We start from the raw sequence: 26,258 nt of genomic DNA, 5'->3' as shown, positions 1-26,258 counted from the left end.
ATGCGCGGAATAATTCTTGCCGGTGGGACCGGCTCTCGTCTCCATCCCATCACCCACGGCATCAGCAAGCAGCTCGTCCCGGTATACGACAAGCCGATGATCTACTACCCGCTGTCGACGCTGATCCTGGCCGGCATCCGGGACATCCTGATCATCACCACCCCGCATGACGCCGAGCAGTTCAAGCGCCTCCTCGGCGACGGTTCGCAGTTCGGCGTCAACCTCAGCTACGTCCAGCAGGCCTCCCCCGACGGCCTGGCGCAGGCCTTCATCCTCGGCGAGGAGCACATCGGCAACGAGACCGTTGCCCTGGTGCTGGGTGACAACATCTTCTACGGCCAGGGGATGGGCACCCAGCTGCGCAAGCATGAAAACATCGACGGCGGCGCCGTCTTCGGCTACTGGGTCAAGAACCCCAAAGCCTACGGTGTCGTGGAGTTCGACGACGCCGGCCAGGCCGTCTCGCTGGAGGAAAAGCCGGAGCGGCCCAAGTCCCACTACGCCGTGCCCGGCCTGTACTTCTACGACAACGACGTCGTCGGGATCGCCAAGGACCTGAAGCCCTCGCCCCGCGGCGAGCTGGAAATCACCGACGTCAACCGGACCTACCTCGAGAGGGGCAAGCTCCGCGTCGAAATCCTGCCCCGCGGCACGGCCTGGCTGGACACCGGAACCTTCGATGACCTCAACGACGCGTCGAACTTCATCCGGACGGTCGAGAACCGGCAGGGCCTGAAGATCGGCGCCCCGGAGGAGATCGCCTGGCGCCAGGGCTTCCTGAGCGACGATGAACTCCGCCAGCGCGCCGAGCCGCTGGTCAAGAGCGGGTACGGCGCGTACCTCCTCGAACTCCTGGAGCCGTAACCCTTCATGTGGATGTCCGTCTTACCGCAGGTCCTGATCGCCTGCGCTGTCCTGGTCCTGCCCGGGCTGATCATCTCCGTTGCACTGCGATTCAGGGGCTTCAGCGCCCTGGCGCTTGCCCCCGCTTTGAGCGTGGGTGTTGTGGTCATCACCTCCACGTTGGCCCCGTTCCTGAAGGTGAGGTTCGGGCTGCTCCCCGTGGCCGTGGTGGCGGTGGCTCTGTCCCTGCTCGGTTTGTGGGCGGCGCGGTTCCGTCCCTCCGGCCCGGCCGCAACCGGTCTGAATCCGTTGCGGGTGCCGGACGTCCGCGGCGACCTCGCGGCGCTGGCCGGAGCCGTCATCGCCGGCGGGCTCCTCGCCGTCCACACCGTCCATCTGATCGGCAGCCCGCAGGCAATTTCCCAGACTTATGACGCCGTCTTCCACCTGAATTCGGTCAGGTTTGCCCTGGATACCGGCCAGGCGTCGTCATTGACCCTGGGTGCGATGACCGGCGGCGGGGCCTACCCGGCCGGCTGGAACGCTGTAGCCACCCTCGTCGCCATGGCAACGGGCGCGAGCGTCCCGCTCGCCGTCAATATCACCAGCATCGTCCTTGCGGCCGTGTTCTGGCCGTTGGGATGCCTCCTGTTGGCGCGGTCAGTGGTGGGAGGACGCCCGGCCGCGCTGGTCGCCGCAGGCATTGCGGCGGCGTCGCTGGGTGCCTTCCCCCTGCTCATGATGGACTTTGGGGTCCTGTATCCCAACCTGCTGGCCATTAGCGTGTTGCCCTCCAGCGTCGCCCTGGCAGCGGCGTGTGCCGGGTTGACGCCCGGACTTGTCCGCCGCGATCTCGCCTCGATACTTGCCCTGCTGCTGGCGCTCACCGGCCTGATTGTCGCCCATCCCACGACGTTCATGGCCTGGCTGACGTGGACGCTGCCCATGGTGGTGACGCTGGTGTGGCGCTCTGCCGCCGCCCTTCGGCGGAAGCAGGCCCGCGCCCGCTCGTACGTCTTGAGGCTGGCGTTGCCGGTCGCCGGGTACGCCGTCGCATTCGACCTGCTGTGGACCAATCTGCGCCCACCCCCCGAGGCTTCGTTCTGGGGCCCGTACCAGAGCATTCCTAAGGCCATTGGCGAAGCCGTCACCATCTCCCCCGATGGCCTGGCACTGGCCTGGCTCGTCGCCCCCCTGGTATTCCTCGGCCTCTGGGCGTGCTTCCAGGACCGCTGGCAGCGCGTGTGGATCGCTGCCGTCTTCGCCTTGTTCACCTATCTGTTCGTTGTGGTCTCCGGCTTTACCAAGTCAGAAACCCGGGACGTCCTCACCGGCGTCTGGTACAACGACAGCTACCGGATTGCCGCCCTGCTGCCGCTGGTTGCGGTCCTGCTGGTCGCCGTCGGCATTGACTGGGCAGGGCGCCGCGTCCTGGCGATGCGCGGCCGGTCCAAGGCCCTCGCGGTGGCCCTTGACGGCTCTCCGCGCTGGGGGCGCGCCGGAACCGCGGCCTACCGGACCGTAGGCATCGCCGCCGTCGTGCTGGCCGCTATCGCCCTGGGACAGCAGGGCGGCCTGGAGTTGGAGGTTGAGCAGGGCTCGAGGAACTACAGGCTCGCCGCCGATTCGCCGCTGGTCTCCACCGACGAGCTCCAGCTCATGAAGCGCCTGCCCCAGACTGTCCCCGATAATGCCCTGCTGATCGACAATCCCTATACCGGTGCGGCGCTGTCCTACGCGCTGGGTGAGCGGAAGTCGGCCCAGCTGCATGTCATGAGCTACGTCTCCCCGGATGTGAAGCGGATCTACGATTCGATGGGCAACGTGACGACGGACGCCAGCGTCTGCCAGGCAGTCCGCGCGGCGAATGCCTTCTACATCCTGGACTTCGGTCCGGTCGAAGTCCACGGCGGAGACCACACTCCCCCCGGGCTGCGCAACCTCGCAGCGAACCCCGGCGTGCAGCTCATTGACAGCCAGGGCGAGGCGAAGCTCTACAAGGTCACCGCCTGCGGGAACTGAACCCCCGGCGTGCCGCAGGCTGCGGGGCAAGGTGCCGCAGCCTGCAGCGGCACCTTGCCCGAAGGCTGCTCCGGTCCCTGGGCCGTGGGCCCGCGGCCCGCGGGACAGGTTCCGCAGCCGCTGCCTAAAAGCTGAGCTGCCGGGCCAGCGCCGGTGCCAGCGTCTTGGCGAAGGTGTTGGTCATATGGTTGTCCCGGTATACGAGCACGTTGCCGATCACGGCCGGGCAGATCCCCTGCCGGCAAAAATAGGCGGACATATCCAGAACCTCGACGCCGGGCACCCGCGCTCCGGCCAGCTGCAGGGGGTCTGCGGCGGTGCCGGCGTCGGATACGGTGAACTGGCACGCGGGCGAGCCCGGTCCATTGGCCTGGACGCAGTCCGGTACCGAAAATTCCGGATACGGCGTGTCGGGCACGACGGCCACACGGATCCCGGCTTCCCGGAGCGGCTTCAGGAGCTGGACATAGCCGTTGACGAGTTCTTCCGGGCTGGCCCACGTCCATTTGAGGGCTTCGCGGTAGCCGGCCGGCGCCATTCCCGATACCACCACCAACTGTGGACGCAGCGTCAGGATGCGCTGCAACGTGGCTTTGTTCTGTTCGGAGCAACCGCGGTACACAGTGGTGCCATTGGCGGCCGGCGCTGCCGTGAAGGGGCATCCGTTCCGGACCATGGCCTGTACTGTCCAGCCCCCGCCTGCGCCGGCAATCACGAGCGGATCCACATACTGCGCGGCGTGTGAGTCCCCGACGACGACCACCGTCTGGGTGGCGTCCGGCGCGCCGAAAACGCATTGGTCAACCCCGGTGACGGCCGGGTTGAACTTTCCGCACGTCTCCGTCCAGGTCAGTGGCACATCCTTCACGGCGACGGCGGGATCGGGCCGGACGGGCAGGCCGTCGGGGACGGCGGCGGGCCGGACGGGATCAAACGCCGTCGCGCCGGGATAGTCGCGCAGGTTCATGGCCGCGTTCAGCTGCTGCGACTTGGCTTCCACGACGCCCCACGGCACCGCCGCTGCCAGCGTCGACGCCACGATCAGTCCTGCTGCCAGGACGAAGGCATTCCGGCGCAGCAATCCCCACCGTCCAGGCGGCGATCCTTGGGCGGATGGGGTTCCGTGCCGGAACTTCTGCTCGACGAGGTGGTAGGAGGCGACCGCCAGGGCCAGGCTGATGGCCACCATGGCGGTTCCCTGGATGACGCCCGGAACCCGCCCGAGGTGGAAGACGTAGATCACGACGACGGGCCAATGCCACAGGTACAGGGAATATGAGAGATCGCCGATGTAGGTCACTGGCCGCAGGCTGAGGACCCGGCTTGCCGAGTAACCGGCAGGGCTGCCCGGAGTGGCCGGTTCGGCCGCCGGCGAACCGGCGGCGAGCAGCAGCAATGTCCCCGCGACGGGCAGGAGGGCGATGCTGCCCGGGAAGTCCATCGCAACGGAGAGTGCCATCGCGGAAAAGACGATCACACCAAGGCCGATCCAACCCGAAAGCCACGCCCGCACCGGGCCCAGGCACAATTTGGGAATCAGCAAGGCGCCGATGCCCCCGGCGCCCAGCTCCCAGATCCGCGTGGTGGTCGCAAAGTACGCCATGTCGTGCTGGGAGGACGAGAAGGCGACGCTGTGGACGAAGGACGCCAGCGACACCACCGCCAGGATCCACAAGGAGACGGTTTCGATCCGTAAGCGCCGTTTCACAGTGACGGCCACTCCCGCCAGCAGGATGACGGGAATGATCAGGTAGAACTGCTCTTCCACGGCCAGGGACCAGAAGTGCTGCACCGGAGACACCAGGGCGGTCGCCGCGGCGTAACTGTCCACGCTGAAGGCCTGGTTCCAGTTCTGCACTTGCAGGGCGGACATGATGACGTCCAGGGAAATGGACTGCCAACGGTTCTGCGGCAGCAGGACCACGGCGCCCAGCATGGTCGCCAGCAGAACCGTGGTGGCAGCCGGCAACAGGCGCCTGATCCGTTTCGCGTAGAAATTAGAGAGCCGGATGTGTCCGGTACGCGCCAGTTCCTGGACGAGCGATCCCACGATCAGGAAGCCGGAGATGACGAAAAAGACGTCGACCCCGACAAAACCGCCGGGGAGAATACCGGGCCAGACGTGATAGATGATCACCATGCCCACCGCCAGGGTGCGCAGCCCCTGGATGTCCAGTCGCCGGCCGTTCCTTCCCGCGCTGGTAACACCCTTGTTGCTGGCGGGTCTGGGCCGCTCGGGGGAGCCCTGGGGCTGGGGCAGGACAGCCGCCGACGGCTCAGAGGTCACGGTTCTCTTTCGGTTTTCAAACAACGTCATCGTTAATTTGCACTGGGTGCGCTTGCCCGGAACCTGTTGGGACCATGTCCAGTGGACATGGTCCCAACAGATGCGCTGCCGTTACCGGTTGCGGTACCGCCTACGCCCGGAGGCGGGCAACGGCCTCATGAATAGGTCCGTCGAATAATACGTTGCCATGCTCGAGATAGACACCCCGGGAACAGATGCGCGACACCAGGTCAAGGTCGTGGCTGACAACCACCAGCGTCTTGCCCTGCTGGGCCAGTTCCTGAATCTTGGCTATGCACTTGCGCTGGAACGGCTCATCACCGACGGCGAGGATTTCGTCGATCAGGAAGACCTCGGGATCAGTGTGGACTGCCACGGAAAACGCCAGGCGCAGGTACATGCCGGACGAATAGAACTTGACTTCCGTGTCGATGAATTCGCCGATCTCGGAGAATTCGATGATCGCGTCGAAGCGTTCGTTGATCTGCTTCTCCGTCATCCCCAGGATCGCTCCATTGAGGTACACATTGTCGCGGCCGGACAGGTCAGGATGGAAACCCGCCCCGACCTCGATCAGCCCGGCCACGCGGCCGCGTGTATAGACGCTGCCGGAATCCGGGAGCATCACGCCGGAGATGTGCTTGAGCAGGGTGGACTTGCCGGAGCCGTTGAGGCCGAGCAGCGCCACGGTCTCCCCCGTCTCCACCATCAGGGAGACGTCCTTCAGGGCGTGGAACTTCTTGGAAAGATCACCCTTGCGGCCCTTCACGAGCCAGACAACCGCCTCCTTGATGGAACGGGTGTGGCGGAGCACGAACTCCTTGCTGACATTGGACACTTCAATCGCGTTGGCCATTTAGAGCTCCTGGGCAAAGCGGCCTTCAAGCCGCCGAAAAGTTAGCTGTCCCAGTGCCAGGACCACCAGCGAGATGATCATGCCGACCGGCAGCCACAGGCTGAACAGGTTCGGCGGCATCGCGGCGGAACCGTCAGTTGTGGGGTACCAGAAGGCATAGTGGAACAACTCGACGCCGACCGTGATGGGGTTTGCCTGGTAGAGGGCGAAGAGCCCGGGTCCCAGCTTTGCTTCCACCATGGTCCAGGAGTACATGACGGGCGATGCCCAGGTCGCCACCATCAGGAGCATGTCAACGAGGTTTTCCGAATCACGGAAGTACACGTTGGCGGCCCCGAACAACAGCCCGAGCCCGGTGGCCAGGAAGCCAACAATGGCGAATCCGCCTACCGCCGCCAGGAGCTGGAAGGCGTCCGGGTGCCACCCGGCGACGACGCATCCGATCACCAGGACAACGAGCTGGGGGAAGAAATGCACGGCCGAGACCCAGACCGACGCCACCGGAAACAGCTCCCGGGGAAGATAGATCTTCTTAATCAGGTTGCCGTTGTTCACGATCGATCGCGCGGAGTTCCCGAGGGCTTCAGAGAAGAAGTTGATCAGCACGATTCCGGAGAAGAGATACACGGCATAGTTCGAGAGGCCGTCCGGGTTCCGTGCACTGCGTTCCAGGCCCAGGAAGACGCCCAGGGCCACATAGAACACGAGGAACTGCACAGCGGGCTTCACATAGGACCAGAGGAGTCCCAGAACGGAGCCGCGGTAGCGGACTTTCAGTTCCTTGCGGACCAGCAGTTTCAGCAGAAAACTGGACTGGCGAAGATCCCGAAATCCACCACCGAGCCCCGGGCGGGTCAATTCCCCGGAAATCGTGGTTGTCACGCTATTTCACTTCGCTCTGGGTGTGTTCTTCGAAGATCTTCTTCCAGGAATCCAGGGACGTGAGCTCCGGCATCGCCGCCTTGTACTGCTTGCTCAGCGACTGCCAGTCCTTGAGCAGGGCAGCGTGCAGGCGGCTGCTCTCGGTGAGCATTTCCCTCACGCGCTTGGGGTCCCGCTTGTACCAGGAAGCGCCGGTTCCCTCGGCGTTGGAGACGATGGCGCTGTCGAACTGCGCGATCCGCCACCAGCGGTTGTCCTGGTGCGCAATGTTGGTCTGCGGGCGTTCCGCACTCGTCTTGGTGACCGGGCGGAACAACTGGCGTGCGACCGTCTTGGCGGCCCAGGGAAGGAGGGTGACCCTGGACGGCTGCGACACGCCGTGCCCGCGGCGCGGCGGCTTGTCCATCTTGGGCGTCGGGAAATCGTCCGCGTCGGCCTGGAAAATCGAGTCCGAGTAGCCGGCCATCATCTTCCGGATCTCGGGCAGCTTCGAGGGCAGCAGGTCCGGCAGGTCGGTCGGGCCCTTGAGGACATCCTCAAGCGCCCAGCCGCGGCCGTGCGCGGTCGCGTACTGCATCGACACGAGGTGCTTGATGTCCGCATACTGCGATTCGCGCACCACGCGGCCGCCGTGCTCGTAGGGGCTGTGCAGCAACGCCGCCACGATCCGGTTGCGGGCGTGGAAGTAGGCCTGCCAGCCCACGAGGTCGTCCTTGTCGATCCAGGAAACATGCCATACGGCCGAACCCGGCAGGGAAACTGTCGGGAAGCCGTGCGCCTTGGCGCGCAGCCCGTATTCCGAGTCGTCCCACTTGATGAAGAGCGGAAGCGAGAGGCCGATTTCCCGGATAACCGAGGTCGGGATCAGACACATCCACCAGCCGTTGTAGTCCACATCGCAGCGGCGATGCAGCCAGGAGGTCTGGCGCAGGTTCGAGGACAGGAAATCATGCCCAAGGACCATGTCCTCGCTCGGCAATGACGGCTGGAAGCGGTAGGGGTTGACCACCTCGCCGAACGTGTGGAGAACCGTCCGGTTGTAGAGGTCGAACATGTGGCCGCCGACGATCGTCGGCGTCTTGCAGCGGTCCGCGAACGTGAGCAGGCGGATGATGCTTTCAGGCTCAACCACGATGTCGTCGTCCATGAGCAGGACGTAGTCACTGCCGTTTTCGACGGCCTCGAACATGCCCCGGGCAAAGCCGCCGGAGCCGCCGAGGTTCGACTGGTTGATGATCCGCAGCTTGCCGCCAAGAGATTCACGGACTTCGGCGAAACCGTCCGCGTCCTCAACCTTCTGCGTGCCCTGGTCAACCAGCAGGATCTCCTGGACATGCTTGAGGGCATCGGGGTTCTCGGCCAGCAGCCGAAGATTGTTGAGGCAGAAGTCGGTCTTGTTCAGCGTCGTGATCTGCAAGGTGACAGACCCGGGCGTGCTCTCAACAGCGGGGCCCTGCCATTCGGCGTCGACCATGACAAGCGGTTCGGAGCCCGCCACGAGGTCGAACCAGTACCAGCCGCCGTCGCCGAAGGGCGCAAGGGACAGCTCAAAGGTGTTCTCCGCCGAGCCCTCGACGCGCCGCGTGTCGACGCGCTGCAGGGACCCGCGGGCGTTGGACTTGTAGACGATGACGGATCCGGCGCCCTGGGTGCGGACCTGAAGCCGGACCTTGTCCACCGACGTCCAGCGCCGCCAGTAGCTCGCCGGGAAGGCGTTGAAGTAGCTGCCGAACGATACCCGCTCCCCCGAACGGACCTTGGTGGAGCTGCGGGACAGGAAGTCTTCAACGTGGGCTTCCTTGGTGGAGCTGCTGAAGGACTGTGCCCGGGCCTTCTTGCCGTCGCCGCTGCCGACCGTAGGAAGCTGGATGCCGGTCGCGGTACCCATGTCCATGTACAGGGGAACCGTGTCCATCTGGCTGGCGTTGGGCAGGATGACCCGCTGCAGGGTGTCCCACTGCTGGGCGGAATCTACCTGGTTGTCGGTTGCGGCGCTCATGCGTCCACTCCTCCGCTTTCAATCTTTGCGCCGCCTTCGAAATGCGGGCGGATCTTGTTGTCGAACATGGTCAGGGCCGAGCCGATCGCCATGTGCATGTCCAGGTACTTATAGGTACCAAGGCGGCCGCCGAAGAGGACATCCTGCTCGGCCGCGGCCAGGTCGCGGTACTTCAGGAGCCGATCGCGGTCCGTAGGCGTGTTGATCGGGTAGTAGGGCTCGTCGCCCTTCTCCGCGGCACGGGAGAACTCGCGCATAATGACGGTCTTCTCCGTCTGGTAGTCGCGCTCCGGGTGGAAATGGCGCGGCTCGATAATGCGGGTGTACGCAACGTCTTCGTCGTTGTAGTTCACTACCGACGTGCCCTGGAAGTCCCCGACGTCGAGCACTTCTTCTTCGAAGTCGATGGTGCGCCAGGACAGATCGCCTTCGGCGTAGTCGAAGTAGCGGTCAACAGGCCCGGTGTAGACGACCGGGACGTTGCCGACCACCTTGCCCTTGCTGTACTCGTGGGACTCATCGAAGAAGTCCGTGTTGAGCCGCACCTCGATGTTGGGGTGTTCGGCCATCTTCTCGATCCACGCCGTGTAGCCGTTGGTCGGAAGGCCCTCGTACTTGTCGTTGAAGTACCGGTTGTCGTAGTTGTAGCGCACCGGAAGGCGGGAGATGATGCCCGCGGGCAGGTCCTTCGGATCCGTCTGCCACTGCTTGCCGGTGTAGTGCTTGATGAACGCCTCGTAGAGCGGGCGGCCGATCAGCTGGATGCCCTTGTCGTTCAGGTTCTGCGGATCGGTGCCGGCCAGTTCGCCGGCCTGCTCCTTGATCAGTTCCTGGGCCTGCCCGGGGGTGAGGTTGGCCCGGAAGAACTGGTTGATCGTGGCCAGGTTGATGGGCAGGGAGTAGACCTCGCCCTTGTGCACGCCGTAGACCTTGTGGACGTAGTTCGTGAACGTCGTGAAGCGGTTCACGTACTCCCACACGCGGTCGTTGGACGTGTGGAAGAGGTGGGCACCGTAGCGGTGCACCTCAATGCCGGTCTGCTCTTCCTTTTCGCTGTAGGCGTTGCCGCCAATGTGGTGCCGGCGGTCGATGACGACTACCTTCAAGCCCAGCTCAGTGGCGGCCTGTTCTGCGATTGTCAGGCCGAAAAAGCCCGACCCTACGATGACGAGGTCAGCGGTCACAAACTCTCCTGGTTCGAATGCGGGCAGCGCAATGTTGTGCATTGTCTGCTGGTCTAGCCTACCTGAGACCCTGTGGGTACCGGCGAATCGCGGCTGGCCCAGCGATCAGATGCCACCCCCGTCACGGGTCCGGGAGCCCCGCATGGCGGGGGCAGCGGCGCCGCTCCGAAGCGTTTTCCACATGGATCATTTTCCCCGGCACTGCCGGGCCGGAGTCTCCCTACTGTGGAACCGGACCCGTGGAACAGGACCCGTGGAACCGGACGGCCGCTCGGAAAGGATGCCGCGGATGATTTACCACTGCACTCTCGCGCCCAGCAGCCTGATGCAGCGCGCCCCCGCAGCCGGTACGACGCCGGACGGGCAGCTCATTGAGCTCTCCGTCGAGGTCCCCGACCCGTGCCCGGGCGCGGACCTGGAGGCTGCCGTCGCCCGGCGCTACGGGACCGGTGAGCTGTCGGTCCGGGGAGCTCCGGTCGCCGTCATGACCGTTGGCGTGCCTCCCCTGGTCCAGGGTGCTGTGCTGGTTGAGGGTGCTGGGCTCGTGACGGGATCGGGCGCGGCATTCCGCTCCGGGCCGGGCCAACGGCACGCTGCCACGTTGCTGCTCGCCGTGGACAGCGGTCCCGGCGCGGGCACGCTTGTCGCCCTGCGGCGGGGAAGGTTCCGGATCGGACGCGCCGGCACCGAGGTCGTGATCCCTGATGCCGCGCTCTCCCGGGAGCACGCGCGCCTGGACGTGGCGGACTCGGACGTCACGATCATGGACCTCGGCAGTGCGAACGGCACCAGCGTCGATGGCCGGAGCGTGCGAAAGGCCCCGGTGACCACGGCGTCCTCGATCCGCTGCGGCGACTCCACTATCTCGCTCCGGCTCTGGCCATCGGGTGTGCCCCGTGCTGCCCCGGACGCCGTGACGTCGCTGGCAGGCTCCAGCGTGGCCGCGCCGCTGGTCGTCCGCGGCACCGCCGCCCCAGGCCACCGGGCCGCCATGGCGCTGGCCGCGGTGTTGCCGCTCCTGGTCGGCGTCGGCCTGGCATTTCTCACCGGCATGTGGATGTTCTTGGCCTTCACCGCAGTCTCTGGCGTGTCCGTCCTGGTCCCGTTTCTTTCGGGCCGCCGCCAGCGCCGCGAGTTCCAGGCCGCTGTGGCGGGGGCCGCCCTGCAGGACAGGGAACGACGCCGGCACGCCGCACCCTCCGCGGCTGACCTGACCATTGGTTGCGCGGCTGCGGTGCCCCCCACAGCCCGTGCGCCTGGCGGGGAGCCGCCGGACATCTGCCTGCGGCTCGGGCTGGCGGAACAGAGCGCGAACATCCGGCCCGAACCACCCGACGCCGGCTTTCGGCCACCGCCGCTCGGCCAGGTGCCCCTGACCTTGGACCCGGTCCCGGCGGTGTTGACCGTCCACGGCCCCGCGCCCGCGACGGCCGGACTGATGCGCTCGTTCATCCTGCAACTGGCCGCCTATCCCCTGGCGGAGAGCACCCGACTGCTGTTGCATGGCCCGGCGGACACGGTGCCGTTGCCGGCGCGCTTCCTGCCCGGCGTCACACTGTCCGCGAACGACGCCACCACTGCGGCCGTGCTGGCCGGCGATCCCGGCGGCCCCGGCGGTTCAGGCGGCCCCGGCAGTCCCGGCAGTCCCGGCGGCCCCGGCGGCCCTGGCGGTCCCGGCGATCCAGGCGGACCAGGCGATCCAGGCGGACCAGGCGGTCCTCCGGTTCATGGCGAAGGATTCGACCGCGGTGTCCTCATTCTTTGGAACACTCCGGCGCAGTCAGGTGCCGCGCCCGGTCCGGGCGCTGCTGGAGCCGGCCCGCCATTCAGGGCAATGGCGGCGGCGCACGGATGGAGGGTGATCGAGTGCTCGCCGGAGCCCGGTTCCGGCGTACACCCTGGCATTGTCCTCGGCCGGCGCGGCGCCCTGATCAGGCCTGGGTCCCCGCCCGTGGACTTCGTGCCGGATCTGGTCCCGGCCGAGGTCTTTGACCGCTTTTGCCGTGGGTTCAGTGCCGCACGGCGTACGCCGGCGACTCCCCCGCCGGTCATCCCGCATCATTGCAGCCTGTCAGACGTCCTTCCCCTCGCTGCACAGGACATTTCCCGGCGCTGGTCCCGGAGCGGCGCGGAGGCCGGGCTGGGTACGCCCGTCGGCGCAGCGGTCCGGGGTGCCGTGCGGATCGACCTGAAGGCTGACGGTCCGCACTTCCTGGTCGCGGGGACCACGGGTTCCGGAAAGTCGGAGTTCTTGCGGACTCTTGCCGCCGGCCTCGCGGCCAGCCATCCGCCGGACCGGGTCAACCTGCTCTTCATAGATTTCAAGGGCGGCTCCGGCTTGGGCCCACTCACCGGCCTCCCGCACTGCGTCGGCATGCTGACCGATCTGGGCGCTGCGCAGGTAGAGCGCACATTGGTTTCCCTGCGGGCCGAGGTCCGCAGGAGGGAGGAACTGCTCGCCCGGGCCAATGCCCCGGATCTCGCGGCCTACGAGGCGTCACCGGCCGCCGGACCGCCAGTCCCCTCTCTGGTCATCATCGTTGACGAGTTCAGGATCCTGGTGGACGAAGCGCCCGGCGCCCTCGCCGAGCTTATGAGAATTGCCGCCATCGGCCGGTCACTGGGGATACACCTCATCATGGCCACCCAGCGCCCGCAGGGAGCCCTGAACGCCGACATCAGGGCCAACGTCACCACATGCATCGCGCTCCGGGTCCAGTCCGGCCCCGAATCCTATGACGTGATGGGCTCCGGGCTCGCGGCCGCGATTCCCATCGCACGCCCCGGGCGGGCATTCCTGATCCGCGGTGCGCAAGCTCCGGAGGAATTCCAGACGGCCACCCTGACGCCCCGGGCCGACCCGCGGTCACCCGGGACGGTCACGGTTCGCACGGCCACGGACGAGCTGACCCGGCCACCGGCAGCCGCCGGTTTCCGGGCCGACGGCTCCACCGGACGCGAAGCAGACGACGGCGCGGTCCTGGCACCGCTTCCGGCTCCGGCCCTGACTCCGGCCTTGGCTCCGGCGCAGGGTGCGGCGGCGCTGATCGACGCCGCTGCGGCCGTGTGGCAGGGTCTCGGCACACGAAGGCCCCGTCGGCCGGTGGCAGATCCGCTGCCCGCCCTGCTGCCGCACCCAGGTTCCGGGCCCGCTGGGCGGTACATAGTCCGGCTGGGGCGGGTGGACCTGCCGGAACTCCAACGCGTCACGGAGCTGGGCTGGAGTCCCGCCGGCCATGGGCATCTGGGCCTTGTCGGCGCTGAAACCCGCGCCGGGGACCGAATATTGGCCCTCGCAGTTGAGCAGCTTCTGGCCGGCAGGGTGGAGTCGCACCTGTACATACTTGACGCCGCCGGCGCCTTCAGCGGCACCGCAGCGGAATCCCGGGTCGGCGCCGTAGCCGGCCTGCACGAAGTGCGCCGGGCTGCCAGGGTGCTGCGGCGGGTCGCCGAAGAAGCCACGTCACGGCTGGGTGCCCCTGCGGGCCGGCCGCGGCCCGGGCTGGTTCTGGTGGTCAGCGGCTGGGGCGCCTGGGTTTCGGCATTCCGGTCCGGGCCGCTGGCCTGGGCAGAAGACCTCGTTCACGACATCGTGCGGGACGGTTCCCTGGCAGGGATCACTGTCCTCGTCTCCGGCGGGCGTGAGCTGGTGACCGCGAGGTTCTTCGCTGGCCTGCCCAACCGGATTTTCTTCCCTTTAGGCTCTACCGACGAAGGCCGCCTCGCATGGCCGCGGCTTCCGGCGCTGGAACCGGTCCCCGGCCGCGTGGCCGTGTTCGGCGCCTTCGTTCCCACGCCTCTTGCGACCGGGCACGCCGCCCAGCTGTTCGAACCAGCGGCCGCTGGCGGGCCGCGTCCCACGAGTGGGGCCGTGTCGACGAGGCCCTTCCGGGTGGACGCGCTGCCCGGGTCGGTGACCGTGGACGAGGTGCTGGCCCGGTGCGGCTCCGGTCCAGGGCGGAGGACTCGTGGGCCTGCTGCCGGGCCCGGCGCCATGCCCGGCCCGGCGGATGTCCCGGTCCCGGCGGTTGCTTTGGTCCTCGGGGTCGGCGGCGACGAACTGCGGCCGCAGGGGATTCAGTTGCCCTCCGGCGGCGTTCTCGCGGTCCTCGGCGGCCCCGGCTCGGGAAAAAGCACGCTGCTGGCTGCACTGCCGGGGATGAATCCTGCTTGCGCCTGGCTCGCGCCACGGCCGGGAACCGCATCCGGCCAGTACTGGTCCGGGCTCCACGCCAGCGCACTCGCGGGCACCTTGGACCGGACAGCGATTGCGCTCGCAGACGACGCCGATCTGCTCTCACCCGAGGCCAACAGGGCCTTGACGTCCCTGAACAGCCTGGGCTGGAGGGTGATCCTCACCGCGGGATTTGGCCCGGGCTTTGGGCAACGGGTGGATCTCGCTGCCATCGCGCGCGGCCAGGGGCGGGCGGTCCTGATACGTCCGCGGGGGTTCATGGACAGTGAGCCGTTCGGGGTCCGGTTCGAACCGGAGCACAGTCCTCCGCCGGGACGCGCCGTCGTCATTTCCGACGGCCGCGCGACGCCGGTCCAGCTGGCCGCGCTCCGCCCGGCCGTCCGCCCGGAACTCCTCCGCGCCGACGGCGGCCCGGACCACATCTCCCCCGGGCGGCACGCCGCACGGGACGGACCTCTACAGGGCGGGAGGGGCTCCGGCTGCCCGTGAGGCGAACGCTATGACCCGCTTGTCGAACAGAAGCACGATCGCCGTCACAGCGGGGACCAGCATGGTCAGTCCGGCCAACGGATAGCCGCCGGTCAGGGTGGGGAAGCCAATGGTCAGCACGAAGATTTGGGCCACGAGGGCACCGGCCCGCGGCCAGCGGAACCCCCGCAGCAGGAAGCGGGCGACGGCAAAGAGCCACACGGAGAAGGCCAGCAGCAGGCAGAGCGTAAAGAGGGCACCCCAAAAAGAGAGTACCGGCGCCCCGGTCAGAAGCTGTGTCCCGTACCAGACGGCCGCCACGAGCAGCGCCGTGGCTTCCAGTGCCACGACCACGGCGATGACAACAATTCCCCGGGGCCGCACAGGGCCACCGCCAGGGGCTACGCCCGGATTCGGCAGCGAATTTGCTTCAGGAGGCCCGCCGGCATTTTCAGGGAGACTCTCACCGGGGGTTTCGCGGGGATTCTCACCGGGGTATTCGCCGGCATTTTCACGGGGATCTTCAGGGTTCACAGGGGGCCTTGACACACTGGCACACTACCGGACATAGTCGACTAGATGTGAGGACGCCGCCACTGAATGTGATGCATCGCTCACGGTCTCGAGGCATCTTGGCCTCTATTACCCCTTGTTTACACAGCGTTAACATGACACGCTTAATCCAGATGACCGAGGGGGCCCCAATGGGCCCTTTTCTTATGAAGCCTCTAGTGAATAATTTCACAAAGGCATTTAACGAGTTCCCAGGAATGGAGTGACTGATCAGCATGGATTGGCGTAACCGCGCAGCCTGCCTTGACAAGGACCCGGAGCTGTTCTTCCCCGTAGGAAACACCGGCCCTGCCCTCCTGCAGATCGAGGAAGCGAAAAGTGTTTGCCGGCGCTGCCCGGTCGTGGACACCTGCCTGCAGTGGGCGTTGGAGTCCGGCCAGGATGCCGGAGTGTGGGGCGGCATGAGCGAGGACGAGCGCCGCGCCCTCAAGCGCCGCGCAGCAAGGGCACGGCGCGCCTCCTGATTCTGCTGCCCAAGCACCGATAGCTACGGTGCCGGCAACGATCGCACGACCCTGCAGCAATGGCCGCGGACCCACAGGTCCGCGGCCATTGCCCGTTTAAGCCGGTGCGCCCGGCATCAGTGCCCCCGGCGTCAGGCTGTCAGCGCGGCGTCAGGCTCAGGACAATCTGGACGGCGGTTCCCCCGCCGTCCCTTCCCTGCCAGTGGATGGTGCCACCAAGTTCACTCATGACCAGCGTGCGGACAATCTGCAGGCCCAGGCCCTCGACATACGGCGTGTCCGGCAGTCCGACGCCGTCGTCCTCCACCGTCACGGTAAGAAGTTCATCCCCGTCCTCGCTCTCCGACCGGTCGGCGACGAGCCAGACGGTACCGGTGCGCCCCTCCAGCCCGTGCTCGACGGCGTTCGTGACCAGCTCGTTGATGACCAGGGCCAACGGGGTGGCGAAGTCGCTCGGCAGTTCGCCGAAGAGGCCGGAACGCTGTGTCTTGACCTGCTGCGAGGGCGAGGCGACCTCGGCAGAGAGCCTGAACTGGCGGCCGATGAGTTCGTCAAAATCGACGCTCTGGGTCAGGCCCTGCGAGAGCGTCTCATGCACGAGGGCAATGGTCGCCACCCGTCGCATGGCCTGCTCGAGCCCCTGTTTGGCCTCGTCGCTGACCATGCGCCGCGACTGCATCCGCAAGAGGGCGGCGACAGTCTGCAGATTGTTCTTCACCCGGTGATGGATTTCGCGGATCGTGGCGTCCTTGGTGACCAGCTCCATCTCCCGGCGGCGCAGCTCCGAGACGTCCCGGCACAAGACCAGGGCGCCGAACCGCTGCTGCTCGTCGCGCAGCGGGATCGCGCGCAGCGAAAGACTCACGCCGCGTGACTCGATTTCACTGCGCCACGGCATCCGGCCCGTGACGACGAGCGGCAGGGTTTCATCGACCATGCGCCGGTCCCGCAGAAGCCCGGCGGTGACCTCGGCGAGGGACCGGCCCTCGAGGGACTCGCCGTCGCCGAGGCGGCGGAACGCGGAGACCCCGTTGGGGCTGGCATACTGCACGATCCCCTCGGCGTCGAGCCTGATCAAACCGTCACCCACACGGGGCGCGCCGCGGCGCGAGCCTGTGGGCGACGCGAAGTCCGGCCACAGGCCCAGGGTGCCCATGCGCAGCAAATCGTAGGCGCATTGCCGGTAGGTGAGCTCGAGCCGGGACGGCATCCGCGAACTCGACAGGTCCATATGGGAGGTCACGATCGCCAGGGTGCGGCCGTTGCGGACCATCGGGACCGCCTCGACCCGCAGGGCCATGTCGCTGCTCCAGTTGGTCTCGTTGGAGCGTTCGATCGCGCGGCTCTCCCACGCCTTGTCGACCAGCGGCTGCAGGTCCGACCGGATCCCCTCCCCCACGAAGTCGGCGTGGAACACCGTGTGCGTGGTGGAGGGGCGGACGTGGGCCAGTGCCACATAGCCGAACTCCGGGTGCGGAAACCACAGGGCCAGGTCGGCGAACGCGAGGTCGGCGACCATCTGCCAGTCGCCGACCAGGAGATGCAGCCATTCGGCATCCCCCGGGCCAAAATCAGCATGTTCCCTGATTGGGTCCGTAAAGATTGCCACAGCACCTCCATTTGCGACGCCAGGGACGGCTGCCCCTTAGCGTCGGACGATTGACCTCAAGAGCCTCAATGCTACCGACAGTGAGGCCATGTCGTCCGCCTCGAGCGCATTGACCTCGTCAAACATTGACTTCGCCCGGCCCAGCTGCTCCGCGTTCTGGCCCTCCCAGACAGCAAGACGCTCCTCGGCGGGAGTCCCGGCCGGGGTGCACTCCAGCACGGCCGTCGTCATGTCCGAGACGGTGGAGTAGAGGTCATCGCGAAGGGCTGCGCGGGCCAGGGCCTGCCAGCGGTCCTCCCTCGGCAGCTTGGTGATGCGTTCGAGCAGGGAATCTGCATGGAAGCGGTTGAAGACCGTGTAGTACACGTGGGCAATATCGGCCACGGATTCCTTGCTGCCGTGGACGATCTTGGCGATGTCCAGGAGCACGAAGCTCTCGAACAGTTCCGCCCAGCGGTGGGCCAGGTCTTCCGGAAGGTCCCAGCTGCGCGCCTTCTCCAGCCATTCGGCCACGCGGGCGCGGTCGTCGCCCCGGAGGTAGTCGAGCAGCCGGGCCCGCATGGGATCCATCAGCGGCTTGAATTCGGCCACGATCTCGGCGATCGGACGGGACGCCGAGCCTTGGCCGAGGAGCCACCGGACGGCGCGGTCCAGCAGCCGCCGGATGTCCAGGTGGACGGTGCTCCAGTGTTCAGTCGGGAACGACGCCGGCAGTTCGTTGAGTTCCTTGACCATGATGTCCAGCTCGTAGACCTCGCGGAGGGCCACGAACGCCTTGGCGACGGCGGCCTCCGTGGCCGAGGTTTCCTCGATGGCACGGAAGGCGAAGGTGATGCCGCCGAGGTTGATCATGTCGTTGGCAACCACGGTCGCGATGATCTCCCGACGCAGCGGGTGGGTGTCCAGTTCGGCGTCGAACCTCTCCCGCAGCTGCTCCGGGAAGTAGGCCCGCAGCGTCATGCGGAACCACGGGTCATCGGCGAGGTCGCTGTCGCGCAAAGCCGTGGCAAGTTCGATCTTGGCGTAGGCGGCCAGGACCGACAGCTCCGGAGAGGTCAGCCCCTGGCCCTGTTCCAGGCGCTCGCGCAGCGTGTCCGTGGTGGGCAGGGCCTCGAGGTCCCGCTTGAGGTCCGCCGACTTTTCCAGCCAGTCCATGAGCCGTTCGTAGCTCGGGCTCCATTCGGAGACACGCATCCGGTCGTTGAGGAGCAGGATGTTCTGGTCGATGTTGTCCTCAAGCACCAGCCGGCCGACCTCGTCGGTCATCGAGGCCAGGAAGTCCGCACGCTCGGCGGGCTCAAGCTTGCCTGCCGCTACCATCCGGTCCACGAAGATCTTGATGTTGACCTCGTGGTCCGAGCAGTCGACGCCGGCCGAGTTGTCGATCGCGTCCGTGTTGAGGATGACGCCCTGCAGCGCGGCCTCGATGCGTCCGCGCTGGGTCATCCCCAGGTTTCCGCCCTCCCCAACCACCTTGACCCGCAGTTCGCGGCCGTCAACGCGGATGGAGTCATTGGCCTTGTCGCCGACCTCGGCATTCGTTTCGGTGCTGGCCTTGACGTAGGTGCCGATGCCGCCGTTGTAAAGCAGATCGGCCGGGGCTAGGAGGATGGCGCGCAGGAGCTCCGGCGGGCTCAGTTCCGTGGTGCCCTCCGGGAGGCCGAGGGCGGTACGGACCTGCGCGGACACGGGGATCGACTTGGCCTGCCGGGCAAAGACGCCGCCGCCTTCGCTGATGAGCGACTTGTCGTAGTCATCCCAGGAGGACCGGGGCAGTTCAAAGAGCCTCTGGCGTTCCGCGTAGGACGTTGCCTCGTTAGGGGTGGGGTCGAGGAAGATGTGCCGGTGGTCGAAGGCAGCCAGCAGGCGGATGTGCTTGGAGAGCAGCATGCCGTTGCCGAACACGTCGCCGGACATGTCACCGACGCCCACCACGGTGAAGGGCTCGGCCTGGGTGTCGAGGTCCAGTTCGCTGAAGTGGCGCTTGACCGACTCCCACGCGCCGCGGGCGGTGATGCCCATGGCCTTGTGGTCGTAGCCGACGGAGCCGCCGGAGGCGAAGGCGTCCCCGAGCCAGAAGCCGTATTCGCCGGCCAGACCGTTGGCGATGTCGGAGAAGGACGCCGTCCCCTTGTCGGCCGCGACCACAAGGTAGGAATCGTCGTCGTCATGGCGCACGACGTCGGCCGGGGGCCGGACGGTTTCGCCCTCGGGCGTCACGATCAGGTTGTCCGTGATGTCCAGGAGTCCGCGGATGAACGTTTTGTAGCTCTCAACACCTTCGGCCATCCAGGCGCTGCGGTCTGCCGCGGGGTCCGGGAGCTGCTTGGCGTAGAAGCCGCCCTTGGCGCCCGTCGGAACAATGACGGCGTTCTTGACGGTCTGCGCCTTCACCAGGCCCAGGATTTCCGTGCGGAAGTCCTCGCGCCGGTCCGACCAGCGCAGGCCGCCGCGGGCCACCTTGCCGAAGCGCAGGTGCACGCCCTCGACCCGGGGAGAGTAGACCCAGATCTCGAACATCGGCCGCGGGAAGGGCAGGCCCTCGATCAGGGACGGATCCAGTTTGAAGCTCATGTGGGGCTTGTTCTGGAAGTAGTTCGTGCGGAGCGTGGCCTGGATCAGGTTCTTGAACGTGCGCAGCAGGCGGTCGGCATCGAGGGTCGCGACCTGCTCGATCGCTGCATCCAGTCCGGCGAGGACCTCTACCTCCCTGAGCACGCGGCCGGAGTCACTGAGCGCCGGGTCGAACCGGGCAGTGAACAGGGCGCTGAGTCCCCGGGTGACGTCCGGGTTCGCCAGCAGGGTGTCAGCCAGGAACCCGAAGGAGTTGGTGTTGCCCATTTGCCGCATGTACTTGGCGTAAGCGCGCAGTACGACAACCTGGCGCCAGTGCATGCCCTCCCGCAGTACCAGCCGGTCGAAGCTGTCGGATTCCACGGCGCCGGTCACGGCGGCGCCGAAGAACTCGCCCAGCAACTGTCCGGTGGCCTGGGGATCCACGCCGGCGGGGTACTTGAGGCCGAGGTCGTAGAGGAAGAAGTCCCGGTGATCCGCGGTCTCGATCTCGAACGGGCGCTCGTCCAGGACCTCGAGCCCGAGGTTGTGGAAGTACGGCAGGATCTGGCTCAGGCTCTTCGGCTCCAGCATGTAGAGCTTGACCCGGGCGTCCTCTTCCAGTGTGGCTCCGGCGCCGTCGGGGAGGTACACGTGGACGCCGGGGTGCTCCTTGACGGCTTCGCCGGCCCGTTCGGCCGCGGCACCGTACTTTTCGAAGCGGTCGATGTCCTGCAGCGCGTCTTCGATCTCGTAGTCCACCCGGTACCCGGCCGGGAACGCCTCGGCCCAGACCGCTGCCAGTTCCTTGGCGCCGTCGCCGCGGGCGCGCAGAACTTCGGAAATGCCTTCGCCCCAGGAACGGGCGGCCCGGACCAGGCGCTTCTCCAGTTCGTCGCTGTTGACGTTGCTGACGTCGGCGTCCTTGGGCAGCCGGATCCGGAAGAAGAGGCGGGCCAGAGCGGACTCTGTCATGCGCGCCTCGTAGTCGATGGAGACGGCGTTGAAGGTCTCCCGCAGTTCCTGCTCAATGCGCAGGCGGACGTTGGTGGTGTAGCGGTCGCGGGGCAGGTAGACGACGGCGGACATGAAGCGGCCGTAGATGTCGGGGCGGAGGAAGAGCCGCGTCCGGCGGCGTTCCTGCAGCCGCTGGATGCCGGTGGCGATGGCGGCGAGGTCCGGGATTTCGATCTGGAAGAGCTCATCGCGCGGATAGGTTTCAAGGATGCCGAGGAGGTCCTTGCCCGAGTGCGAGTCCGGCGGGAAGCCGGCGTCGCTGAGAACAGCGGCGACTTTCTCCCGGACTACGGGGATATCGCGGACGGAACCGGCGTAGGCGGTCGTGGCGAACAGGCCGATGAAGCGGCGTTCGCCGTTGACGTTGCCGGCGGCGTCGAAGCTTTTAACGCCGATGTAATCCAGGTACGCCGGGCGGTGCACGGTAGAGCGGGAGTTCGCCTTCGTGATCACGAGCGCGCGCTTCTCGCGGGCCTTCTTCCTGCCGGCCTCGGTGAGGTGCTGGACCTGGCGGGTGTCCGCACCGGCGCGGAGCAGGCCGAGGCCGCTTTCCTCGCGCAGTTCCAGGACATCCTCGCCGGATTCGTTGACGAGGTCGTATTCGCGGTAACCGAGGAAGGTGAAGTTCCCGTCATCGAGCCAGCGGAGCAGGTCCTGGGCCTGGCGCAGCTCGGCAATCTGCGCTCGGTTGGCCACCCGGTCCAGATCCGCGGAAATTTCAAGGGCTTTCGTGCGCATCTTCGGCCAGTCTTCGACGGCGGCGCGGACGTCGCCAAGCACGCGGGAGATTCCCTTGACCAGCTCCGCGCGCTTCTCCTCGTCGACGAGGTCGATCTCGACGGCGATCCAGGATTCCATGTGCGAGGCGTTGTCGCCCTCGGCGATCAGGTGGGAGAGGTTCGGCATGGCCGCCGTGTCACCGCTGGAGATGCCCAGGTGGGAGGGGACGCGGGCCACCTTGACGAGGTTGCCGGTCTCCCGGTTGCGGGTCACTACGAAAAGTGGGTGCAGCACGAGGTGGATGGGCGCGTTCTGCCGGACCAGTTCGGCGTTGACGGAGTCCACGAGGAAGGGCATATCGTCGGTGACGATGTACAGGACGCTGCAGTCTGCCTCGTCACGAAGGGCGATGTTTGCGATGCCTGGCTTCCGCGTCGCCGCGATTTGGCGGTGGGTTTCGGTCCTTGCCGTCAGGACTTCCTGGGGATAGGCCCGGAAATCCTCCTCCGCGAGGTGCTCGTAGTAATCCCCGAGGTAGCTTTCGCTGCTACCGATCGAGACGGGCTGATCCTCCACGCTGGACCCAGACGACATCGAAACGCCTCCATAAAAGAAGTTCACAGCCGCCTCTTTGCGGCCCTTACGTTGACCCTAACCCTTTGCCCGGCGTCGTGCTGTAGAAGAAAAGACAAAGGATTTCTTATTTCGCTGGGCAGGTGCACAAACCAAAATGGCGATCGCGTGCCTCAACTCGGATTCAGGGGCGGATTCGAGCAAAAGTGCCCCGGACAGGAGGGCGGCGTCGCTCGCCGCGGGGTCGGAGGGCAGGAACGCCGACAACGGCGCCGAGGGGCCGTACCGCTCCCAGGCGGCCCGCAGCTGGCGCTCGGGCGAGCGCCCAACCGCGGAGGTCCTGACCTTGTTCAGGACCACTTGCGGCGCCGCCTGCGGGACGGCCGCCTGAAGCTCGGCGAGGCCGCGGACGAGCCTCGGCACCCCGATGGAGTCCGCCGCCCCGACGGCAAAGACCGTGTCGGCCAGCTCCAGGCTTCGCAGGGTCGCGGCGTTTCGGTGCGGCGCGCCACTGTCAAAGCCAAGCTCGTCATCGGCTTCGAGGCAGAAGCCGGTGTCCACGACAGTGACATCCGCAATCTCCCGGGCCCGCTCCAGCACCAGCGTGAGGGCCGCGGCGCGCAGTTCCGTCCAGCGGTCCGCCCGCGTAATCCCGGTGAGCACCCGCAGCGCGCCGGCCTTGGTCGGCACGGTCGTGGCGATCCTGAGCAGGGCCTCGGCGTCAAGCAAGCCCTGGTCTGCCAGCCGGCAGGCCTGGGCCAGCCCGGCGGCCTCGTCAAGCAGACCCAGGAGGGCGGCCACGCTGGCACCATAGCTGTCGGCGTCGACCAGCAGCACGGAATGGCCTTCCGCGGCCAGCTCCCCGGCGATGTTGGCGGCCACCAGGGTCCGGCCCGGCGCCCCGGCCGGACCCCAGACCGCAATGATCCGGCCCTTCGCGCCTGGGCTTGCGGTGACGGTTTGCGCCCCGGAAGACCGCGGCACCTGCCCTGCGGCGGCGACGGACGCGGCGCTGTCACCCGCGGCCGGCCCCGGCCCCGCTCCGGTGCCACTGAGCTGCGCCACCGCTGCGGAAATCCGCGCCGCCAGGGCCGCGGCGTCAACGGCCCGGGCTTCCGCTGCCACGCCAATGGTCCGCAGGCGGACAGTTTCCTCCGGATTGTCGGTCAAGGCGATGACGACGACGCCGACGGCGGACAGCCGGTCCACCAGCGAGGCCGTCAGCTCTTCGCTGCCGGCCGCTACGACGGCGGCGCGGGCCAACCCGCTCTGGCAGGCGGCCAGCAGTTCCGCCAGCTCGCTGCACCGCCGGACAACGGACACGGGCCCGTGCAGCCGCTCCAGTCCGCCGACCAGGTCATCGCGGGAGTCCCCCACAGTCACCACGGGAATGCTCATCGCGAGGTACCGCCCGGGTTCCACACGACCGCGATCTTTGCTTTGTTGGCCTGGGCCCCCAGCAACTTGGGCATCTGGGCGTCGGGGACGAGCACCATGACCACCGTGGAACGGGAGGAGCCCAGGGCTGTGCTGCCCGGGGTGATCTGGGCAATTTCGGCGCCGGAGAGGAGCAGGGAGGGCTCGCTGAAGCCGTTGCGGGTATCCGGCAAGGCCACCCAGACATCCACGCGCGAGCCCGCCACGGCCTGGGCGGGAAGGGTCTCCTCGACGGTGACGGAAACGGGCTTGCGGTCCAGCCCGTCGAGCTGCCCGACACTCTCACGCGGCAGCAGCTGGTCCTTGCCGATCCGCTGCACGGCCACAAGTCCGGCATCCAGGCCGGACTCCGGGGTCAGGTATCGCTGTTCCACCTCGCCGAGCCGCACCTTGACCCGGTGCAGCTTGTCGGTTGTCAGCGTCTCACCGACGGCGATCGGCTCCCGCGCTGCGTACGCTTCCGTGGTCTGGTCCGCGGCACCGACCAGCGAGACCACGCCGACCACGGATGCCAGGACCAGCAGGATTCCGACGAGGAGCCGGGGGTCTTTCCAGGACGGCCTTTTCAAACGGGCCCCTTCGGCTGCCGCGCTTCCACTCATGCGTCCGCTCCCCCTGTCGTCGCCGTCCATTCCCGGATGCCGGGCACCCCCATTGTTGCGCCCGGGCCGCCCGGGTGGAAGATCCGGGGCCAAACAGGCACAAACTGTGGATAACGGCACCAGTAGGCCCCAACGGTGGCAAAATGGATTCATGCCCCGATTCCTGACTCTCGCTGACGTTGCCGAGCAGCTCCAGATCAACTCTCCGGCCGCCTACGCGCTCGTTCGCAGCGGCGAGCTGAAGGCAATCCAGGTGGGCGGACGCGGCCAGTGGCGCGTCGAGGAAAAGATGCTCGAGCAGTACATCCAGGAGCGCTATGCCGAGGCCAGCCGCATGATCGAAGAGGCCAAGGCGAAGTCCGCCGGAAGCTGAACCCGGCGGGCTGATTAGCCGCCCGCGGCAGCAACGGACCTGATGCCCGCGAGGGCGCCGAAGGGGATGGCAATCACCTGCCGGGCGTTCGCTGGAGGCCGTTCCCGGCCGTCCCGTGTCACGGCCAGGTCCAGGAAGTCCCTGCCGACCGTGTCAATGATGCCGTGGAGCCCCGCGTCTGCCCTCCCGTGACCGGCAAATATCGTCACCCGTGCACGGTTCCTGGCGAGTCCCCGGAGGGCGCTGCCCAAACCGAGCCGCCGGCGGACGATTGACGGTTCGGAGACCGCCACCCGCGAAAGACCCCCGTAGTGCGCGGCCGCGGCGTAGGGAATGAGTACCTGATGTTTGGGCTCATCAAGGACCAGGGCCTCGCTGCCCGCGTGGCTCAGCACTCCCTCGAACGCCCGCCCCGAGGACAAATGCACGCGGATACTGAGCCCGAGGGACCCGCGGAGCCGGTCCGCGAGCTGCACTCCCGCAGAGTCCACGAGTGCACGCTCGGCTATTTCAGCCTCTAATTCCAGCCGCTGGCGGGCGGCCAACTGTGCCTCCATGTCCTCAAACAACGCGTCCCACCGCATGGCGCCAGCGTAGGCGGCCCTCCCGCACTGGTCAATCCGAGGCCTCCCCTATCCACAGGCTCCGGCTGCGTCTAGACAAACCGAGCACAACAGGATCAGACTTCGTTAAACAGACTACAAAGTTATCAAATGACATCAAACACCATCAAACGATATTAATTTCGACTGGAGGAACAACCCATGGACCGGACAGCGACGCCGCAACCCGGGGACCGGCCCCTGCCCGTCCCCCTGCCGAGACAAACAGTTCGGGCCGACGCCGCCATGGCCGCCGCCATCCTGCTGCTCGGGATCTTCCTCGCAGCTACGGGAAGTTTCCTGATTCAGCGCTGGCAGTCCGGCTCGGCACACCGGCAGTCGCTGTCCTTCGAGGACCAGCTCGGGATCGTGGCAAATACGTCCGGGCTGATTGTCATCACCTGGTGGGTGATGTCGCTCGCTTTCGCCGTCGCGGCGGCACTGCTGGACCGCCTCGGCAGGACGCGCGCGGCGGCCGCCACGGCCCGGTTCAGCCCGGCGTTCATGCGGCGGCTGGTGCTCGCCGCCGTCGGACTGCAGCTGCTGACGGCGCCGCTGGCCAGCGCGGCCACTGCGCCTGGCGGGTCCGGACCGGAAAGACCCGGTCCGGCAGCGGTATCGGCATCCTGGACTCCGTCACCCGGGGAGGCCTTGGCACCTGAGCCACAAGGGCCGGGAGCCGGTTCCGCGCTGGATCCGCGGTGGAAGCCGCTGAGCCCGATCGTGGATGCCGGGCCCCTGGCCGCACGCCATGTGCGCACACAGGACTTCCCCGGCGCCCGCAGGGAGGTCACGGTCCGGTCCGGCGATTCGCTGTGGAGCATCGCCGCGGCGGCGCTGGGGCCGTTGGCTTCCGACGCCGACATCGCCAGAGAGTGGCCCCGGCTCTATGCGGGCAACCGCGACGCTATCGGAGCCGACCCGCACTTCCTGCGGCCCGGACAGGTCCTGGTCCTCCCGCCGCCGCGCTAGGGGGCCGCCGCACCACACGCCGGGCCG

Annotated in this window: 17 protein-coding genes; 6 read left to right on the top strand and 11 right to left on the bottom strand. The window is 67.1% G+C overall.

The window, feature by feature from the left end; all coding sequences use genetic code 11:
• Together rfbA and ARTB_RS14510 are read left to right on the top strand one after the other, a co-directional pair.
• Positions 1 to 864: a glucose-1-phosphate thymidylyltransferase RfbA gene (rfbA, locus tag ARTB_RS14515; protein ID WP_243181206.1), complete on the top strand. Its 864-nt coding sequence runs from the start codon at positions 1 to 3 to the stop codon at positions 862 to 864.
• Positions 865 to 876: 12 nt separating this feature from the next.
• Positions 877 to 2,865 (top strand): DUF6541 family protein, encoded by a 1,989-nt coding sequence (locus ARTB_RS14510; protein WP_243181205.1) that lies wholly within the window; start codon positions 877 to 879, stop codon positions 2,863 to 2,865.
• Positions 2,866 to 2,989: 124 nt separating this feature from the next.
• On the opposite strand, the gene ARTB_RS14505 is transcribed toward ARTB_RS14510, so the two are convergent.
• The 5 genes from ARTB_RS14505 to glf all read right to left on the bottom strand — a co-directional run bounded on the left by ARTB_RS14505 (position 2,990) and on the right by glf (position 10,073).
• Entirely contained in the window at positions 2,990 to 5,152 is a 2,163-nt protein-coding gene (locus ARTB_RS14505) for an acyltransferase family protein (RefSeq protein WP_243181204.1), read from the bottom strand.
• A gap of 130 nt (positions 5,153 to 5,282) precedes the next feature.
• Positions 5,283 to 6,008, bottom strand: a complete 726-nt coding sequence (locus ARTB_RS14500) for an ABC transporter ATP-binding protein (RefSeq protein ID WP_243181203.1) — start codon at positions 6,006 to 6,008, stop codon at positions 5,283 to 5,285.
• The gene (locus tag ARTB_RS14495; protein WP_223916140.1) at positions 6,009 to 6,890 is read right to left on the bottom strand and encodes an ABC transporter permease; all 882 of its coding nucleotides are present in this window, start codon (positions 6,888 to 6,890) and stop codon (positions 6,009 to 6,011) included.
• Position 6,891: 1 nt separating this feature from the next.
• On the bottom strand, positions 6,892 to 8,889 hold the full coding sequence (locus tag ARTB_RS14490; protein ID WP_243181202.1) for a glycosyltransferase: 1,998 nt from the start codon (positions 8,887 to 8,889) through the stop codon (positions 6,892 to 6,894).
• Complete coding sequence (glf, locus tag ARTB_RS14485; RefSeq protein WP_028276014.1) at positions 8,886 to 10,073, bottom strand: UDP-galactopyranose mutase; 1,188 nt, start codon at positions 10,071 to 10,073, stop codon at positions 8,886 to 8,888. The genes ARTB_RS14490 and glf overlap by 4 nt, the downstream gene beginning before the upstream one ends.
• Before the next feature lie 289 nt (positions 10,074 to 10,362).
• On the opposite strand from glf, the gene ARTB_RS14480 reads away from it, so the two are divergent.
• Entirely contained in the window at positions 10,363 to 14,757 is a 4,395-nt protein-coding gene (locus ARTB_RS14480) for an FtsK/SpoIIIE domain-containing protein (RefSeq protein WP_243181201.1), read from the top strand.
• Here ARTB_RS14480 and ARTB_RS14475 read toward each other — a convergent pair.
• Positions 14,725 to 15,120: a hypothetical protein gene (locus tag ARTB_RS14475; RefSeq protein ID WP_243181200.1), complete on the bottom strand. Its 396-nt coding sequence runs from the start codon at positions 15,118 to 15,120 to the stop codon at positions 14,725 to 14,727. The two genes, ARTB_RS14480 and ARTB_RS14475, sit on opposite strands and share 33 nt — an antisense overlap.
• Before the next feature lie 404 nt (positions 15,121 to 15,524).
• Here ARTB_RS14475 and ARTB_RS14470 point away from each other — a divergent pair, with 404 nt between their 5' ends.
• Positions 15,525 to 15,773: a WhiB family transcriptional regulator gene (locus ARTB_RS14470; protein ID WP_003804966.1), complete on the top strand. Its 249-nt coding sequence runs from the start codon at positions 15,525 to 15,527 to the stop codon at positions 15,771 to 15,773.
• Positions 15,774 to 15,912: 139 nt separating this feature from the next.
• Here the strand turns inward: ARTB_RS14470 and ARTB_RS14465 are convergent, their stop codons facing one another.
• Genes ARTB_RS14465 through ARTB_RS14450 form a run of 4 tightly spaced genes read right to left on the bottom strand, consistent with a single transcriptional unit; the run spans position 15,913 to position 24,284 of the window.
• Complete coding sequence (locus ARTB_RS14465) at positions 15,913 to 17,382, bottom strand: sensor histidine kinase (protein WP_079552959.1); 1,470 nt, start codon at positions 17,380 to 17,382, stop codon at positions 15,913 to 15,915.
• Between the two features lie 36 nt (positions 17,383 to 17,418).
• On the bottom strand, positions 17,419 to 22,266 hold the full coding sequence (locus ARTB_RS14460) for an NAD-glutamate dehydrogenase (RefSeq protein WP_243181199.1): 4,848 nt from the start codon (positions 22,264 to 22,266) through the stop codon (positions 17,419 to 17,421).
• A gap of 57 nt (positions 22,267 to 22,323) precedes the next feature.
• On the bottom strand, positions 22,324 to 23,643 hold the full coding sequence (locus ARTB_RS14455; RefSeq protein ID WP_243181319.1) for an AAA family ATPase: 1,320 nt from the start codon (positions 23,641 to 23,643) through the stop codon (positions 22,324 to 22,326).
• A complete protein-coding gene (locus ARTB_RS14450; RefSeq protein WP_243181198.1) occupies positions 23,640 to 24,284 on the bottom strand; it encodes a hypothetical protein in 645 nt (214 codons plus the stop codon). Before ARTB_RS14450 ends, ARTB_RS14455 begins: the two co-directional genes overlap by 4 nt.
• A 151-nt stretch (positions 24,285 to 24,435) precedes the next feature.
• Between ARTB_RS14450 and ARTB_RS14445 the strand changes: the two genes are divergently transcribed.
• Complete coding sequence (locus tag ARTB_RS14445; RefSeq protein ID WP_018775212.1) at positions 24,436 to 24,657, top strand: helix-turn-helix domain-containing protein; 222 nt, start codon at positions 24,436 to 24,438, stop codon at positions 24,655 to 24,657.
• 14 nt (positions 24,658 to 24,671) lie between these two features.
• Here ARTB_RS14445 and ARTB_RS14440 read toward each other — a convergent pair whose 3' ends face one another.
• A complete protein-coding gene (locus tag ARTB_RS14440; protein ID WP_243181197.1) occupies positions 24,672 to 25,241 on the bottom strand; it encodes a hypothetical protein in 570 nt (189 codons plus the stop codon).
• 180 nt (positions 25,242 to 25,421) lie between these two features.
• Here ARTB_RS14440 and ARTB_RS14435 point away from each other — a divergent pair, with 180 nt between their 5' ends.
• Complete coding sequence (locus ARTB_RS14435; protein WP_243181196.1) at positions 25,422 to 26,231, top strand: LysM peptidoglycan-binding domain-containing protein; 810 nt, start codon at positions 25,422 to 25,424, stop codon at positions 26,229 to 26,231.
• The last annotated feature ends 27 nt before the right edge of the window (positions 26,232 to 26,258 follow it).

It is taken from the genome of Arthrobacter humicola (assembly GCF_022803015.1).
In the GTDB taxonomy this organism is placed as follows: domain Bacteria; phylum Actinomycetota; class Actinomycetes; order Actinomycetales; family Micrococcaceae; genus Arthrobacter; species Arthrobacter humicola_A.
The sequence above is the reverse complement of the archived record's forward strand: the minus strand, read 5'-3'. Positions and strand labels throughout refer to the sequence as shown.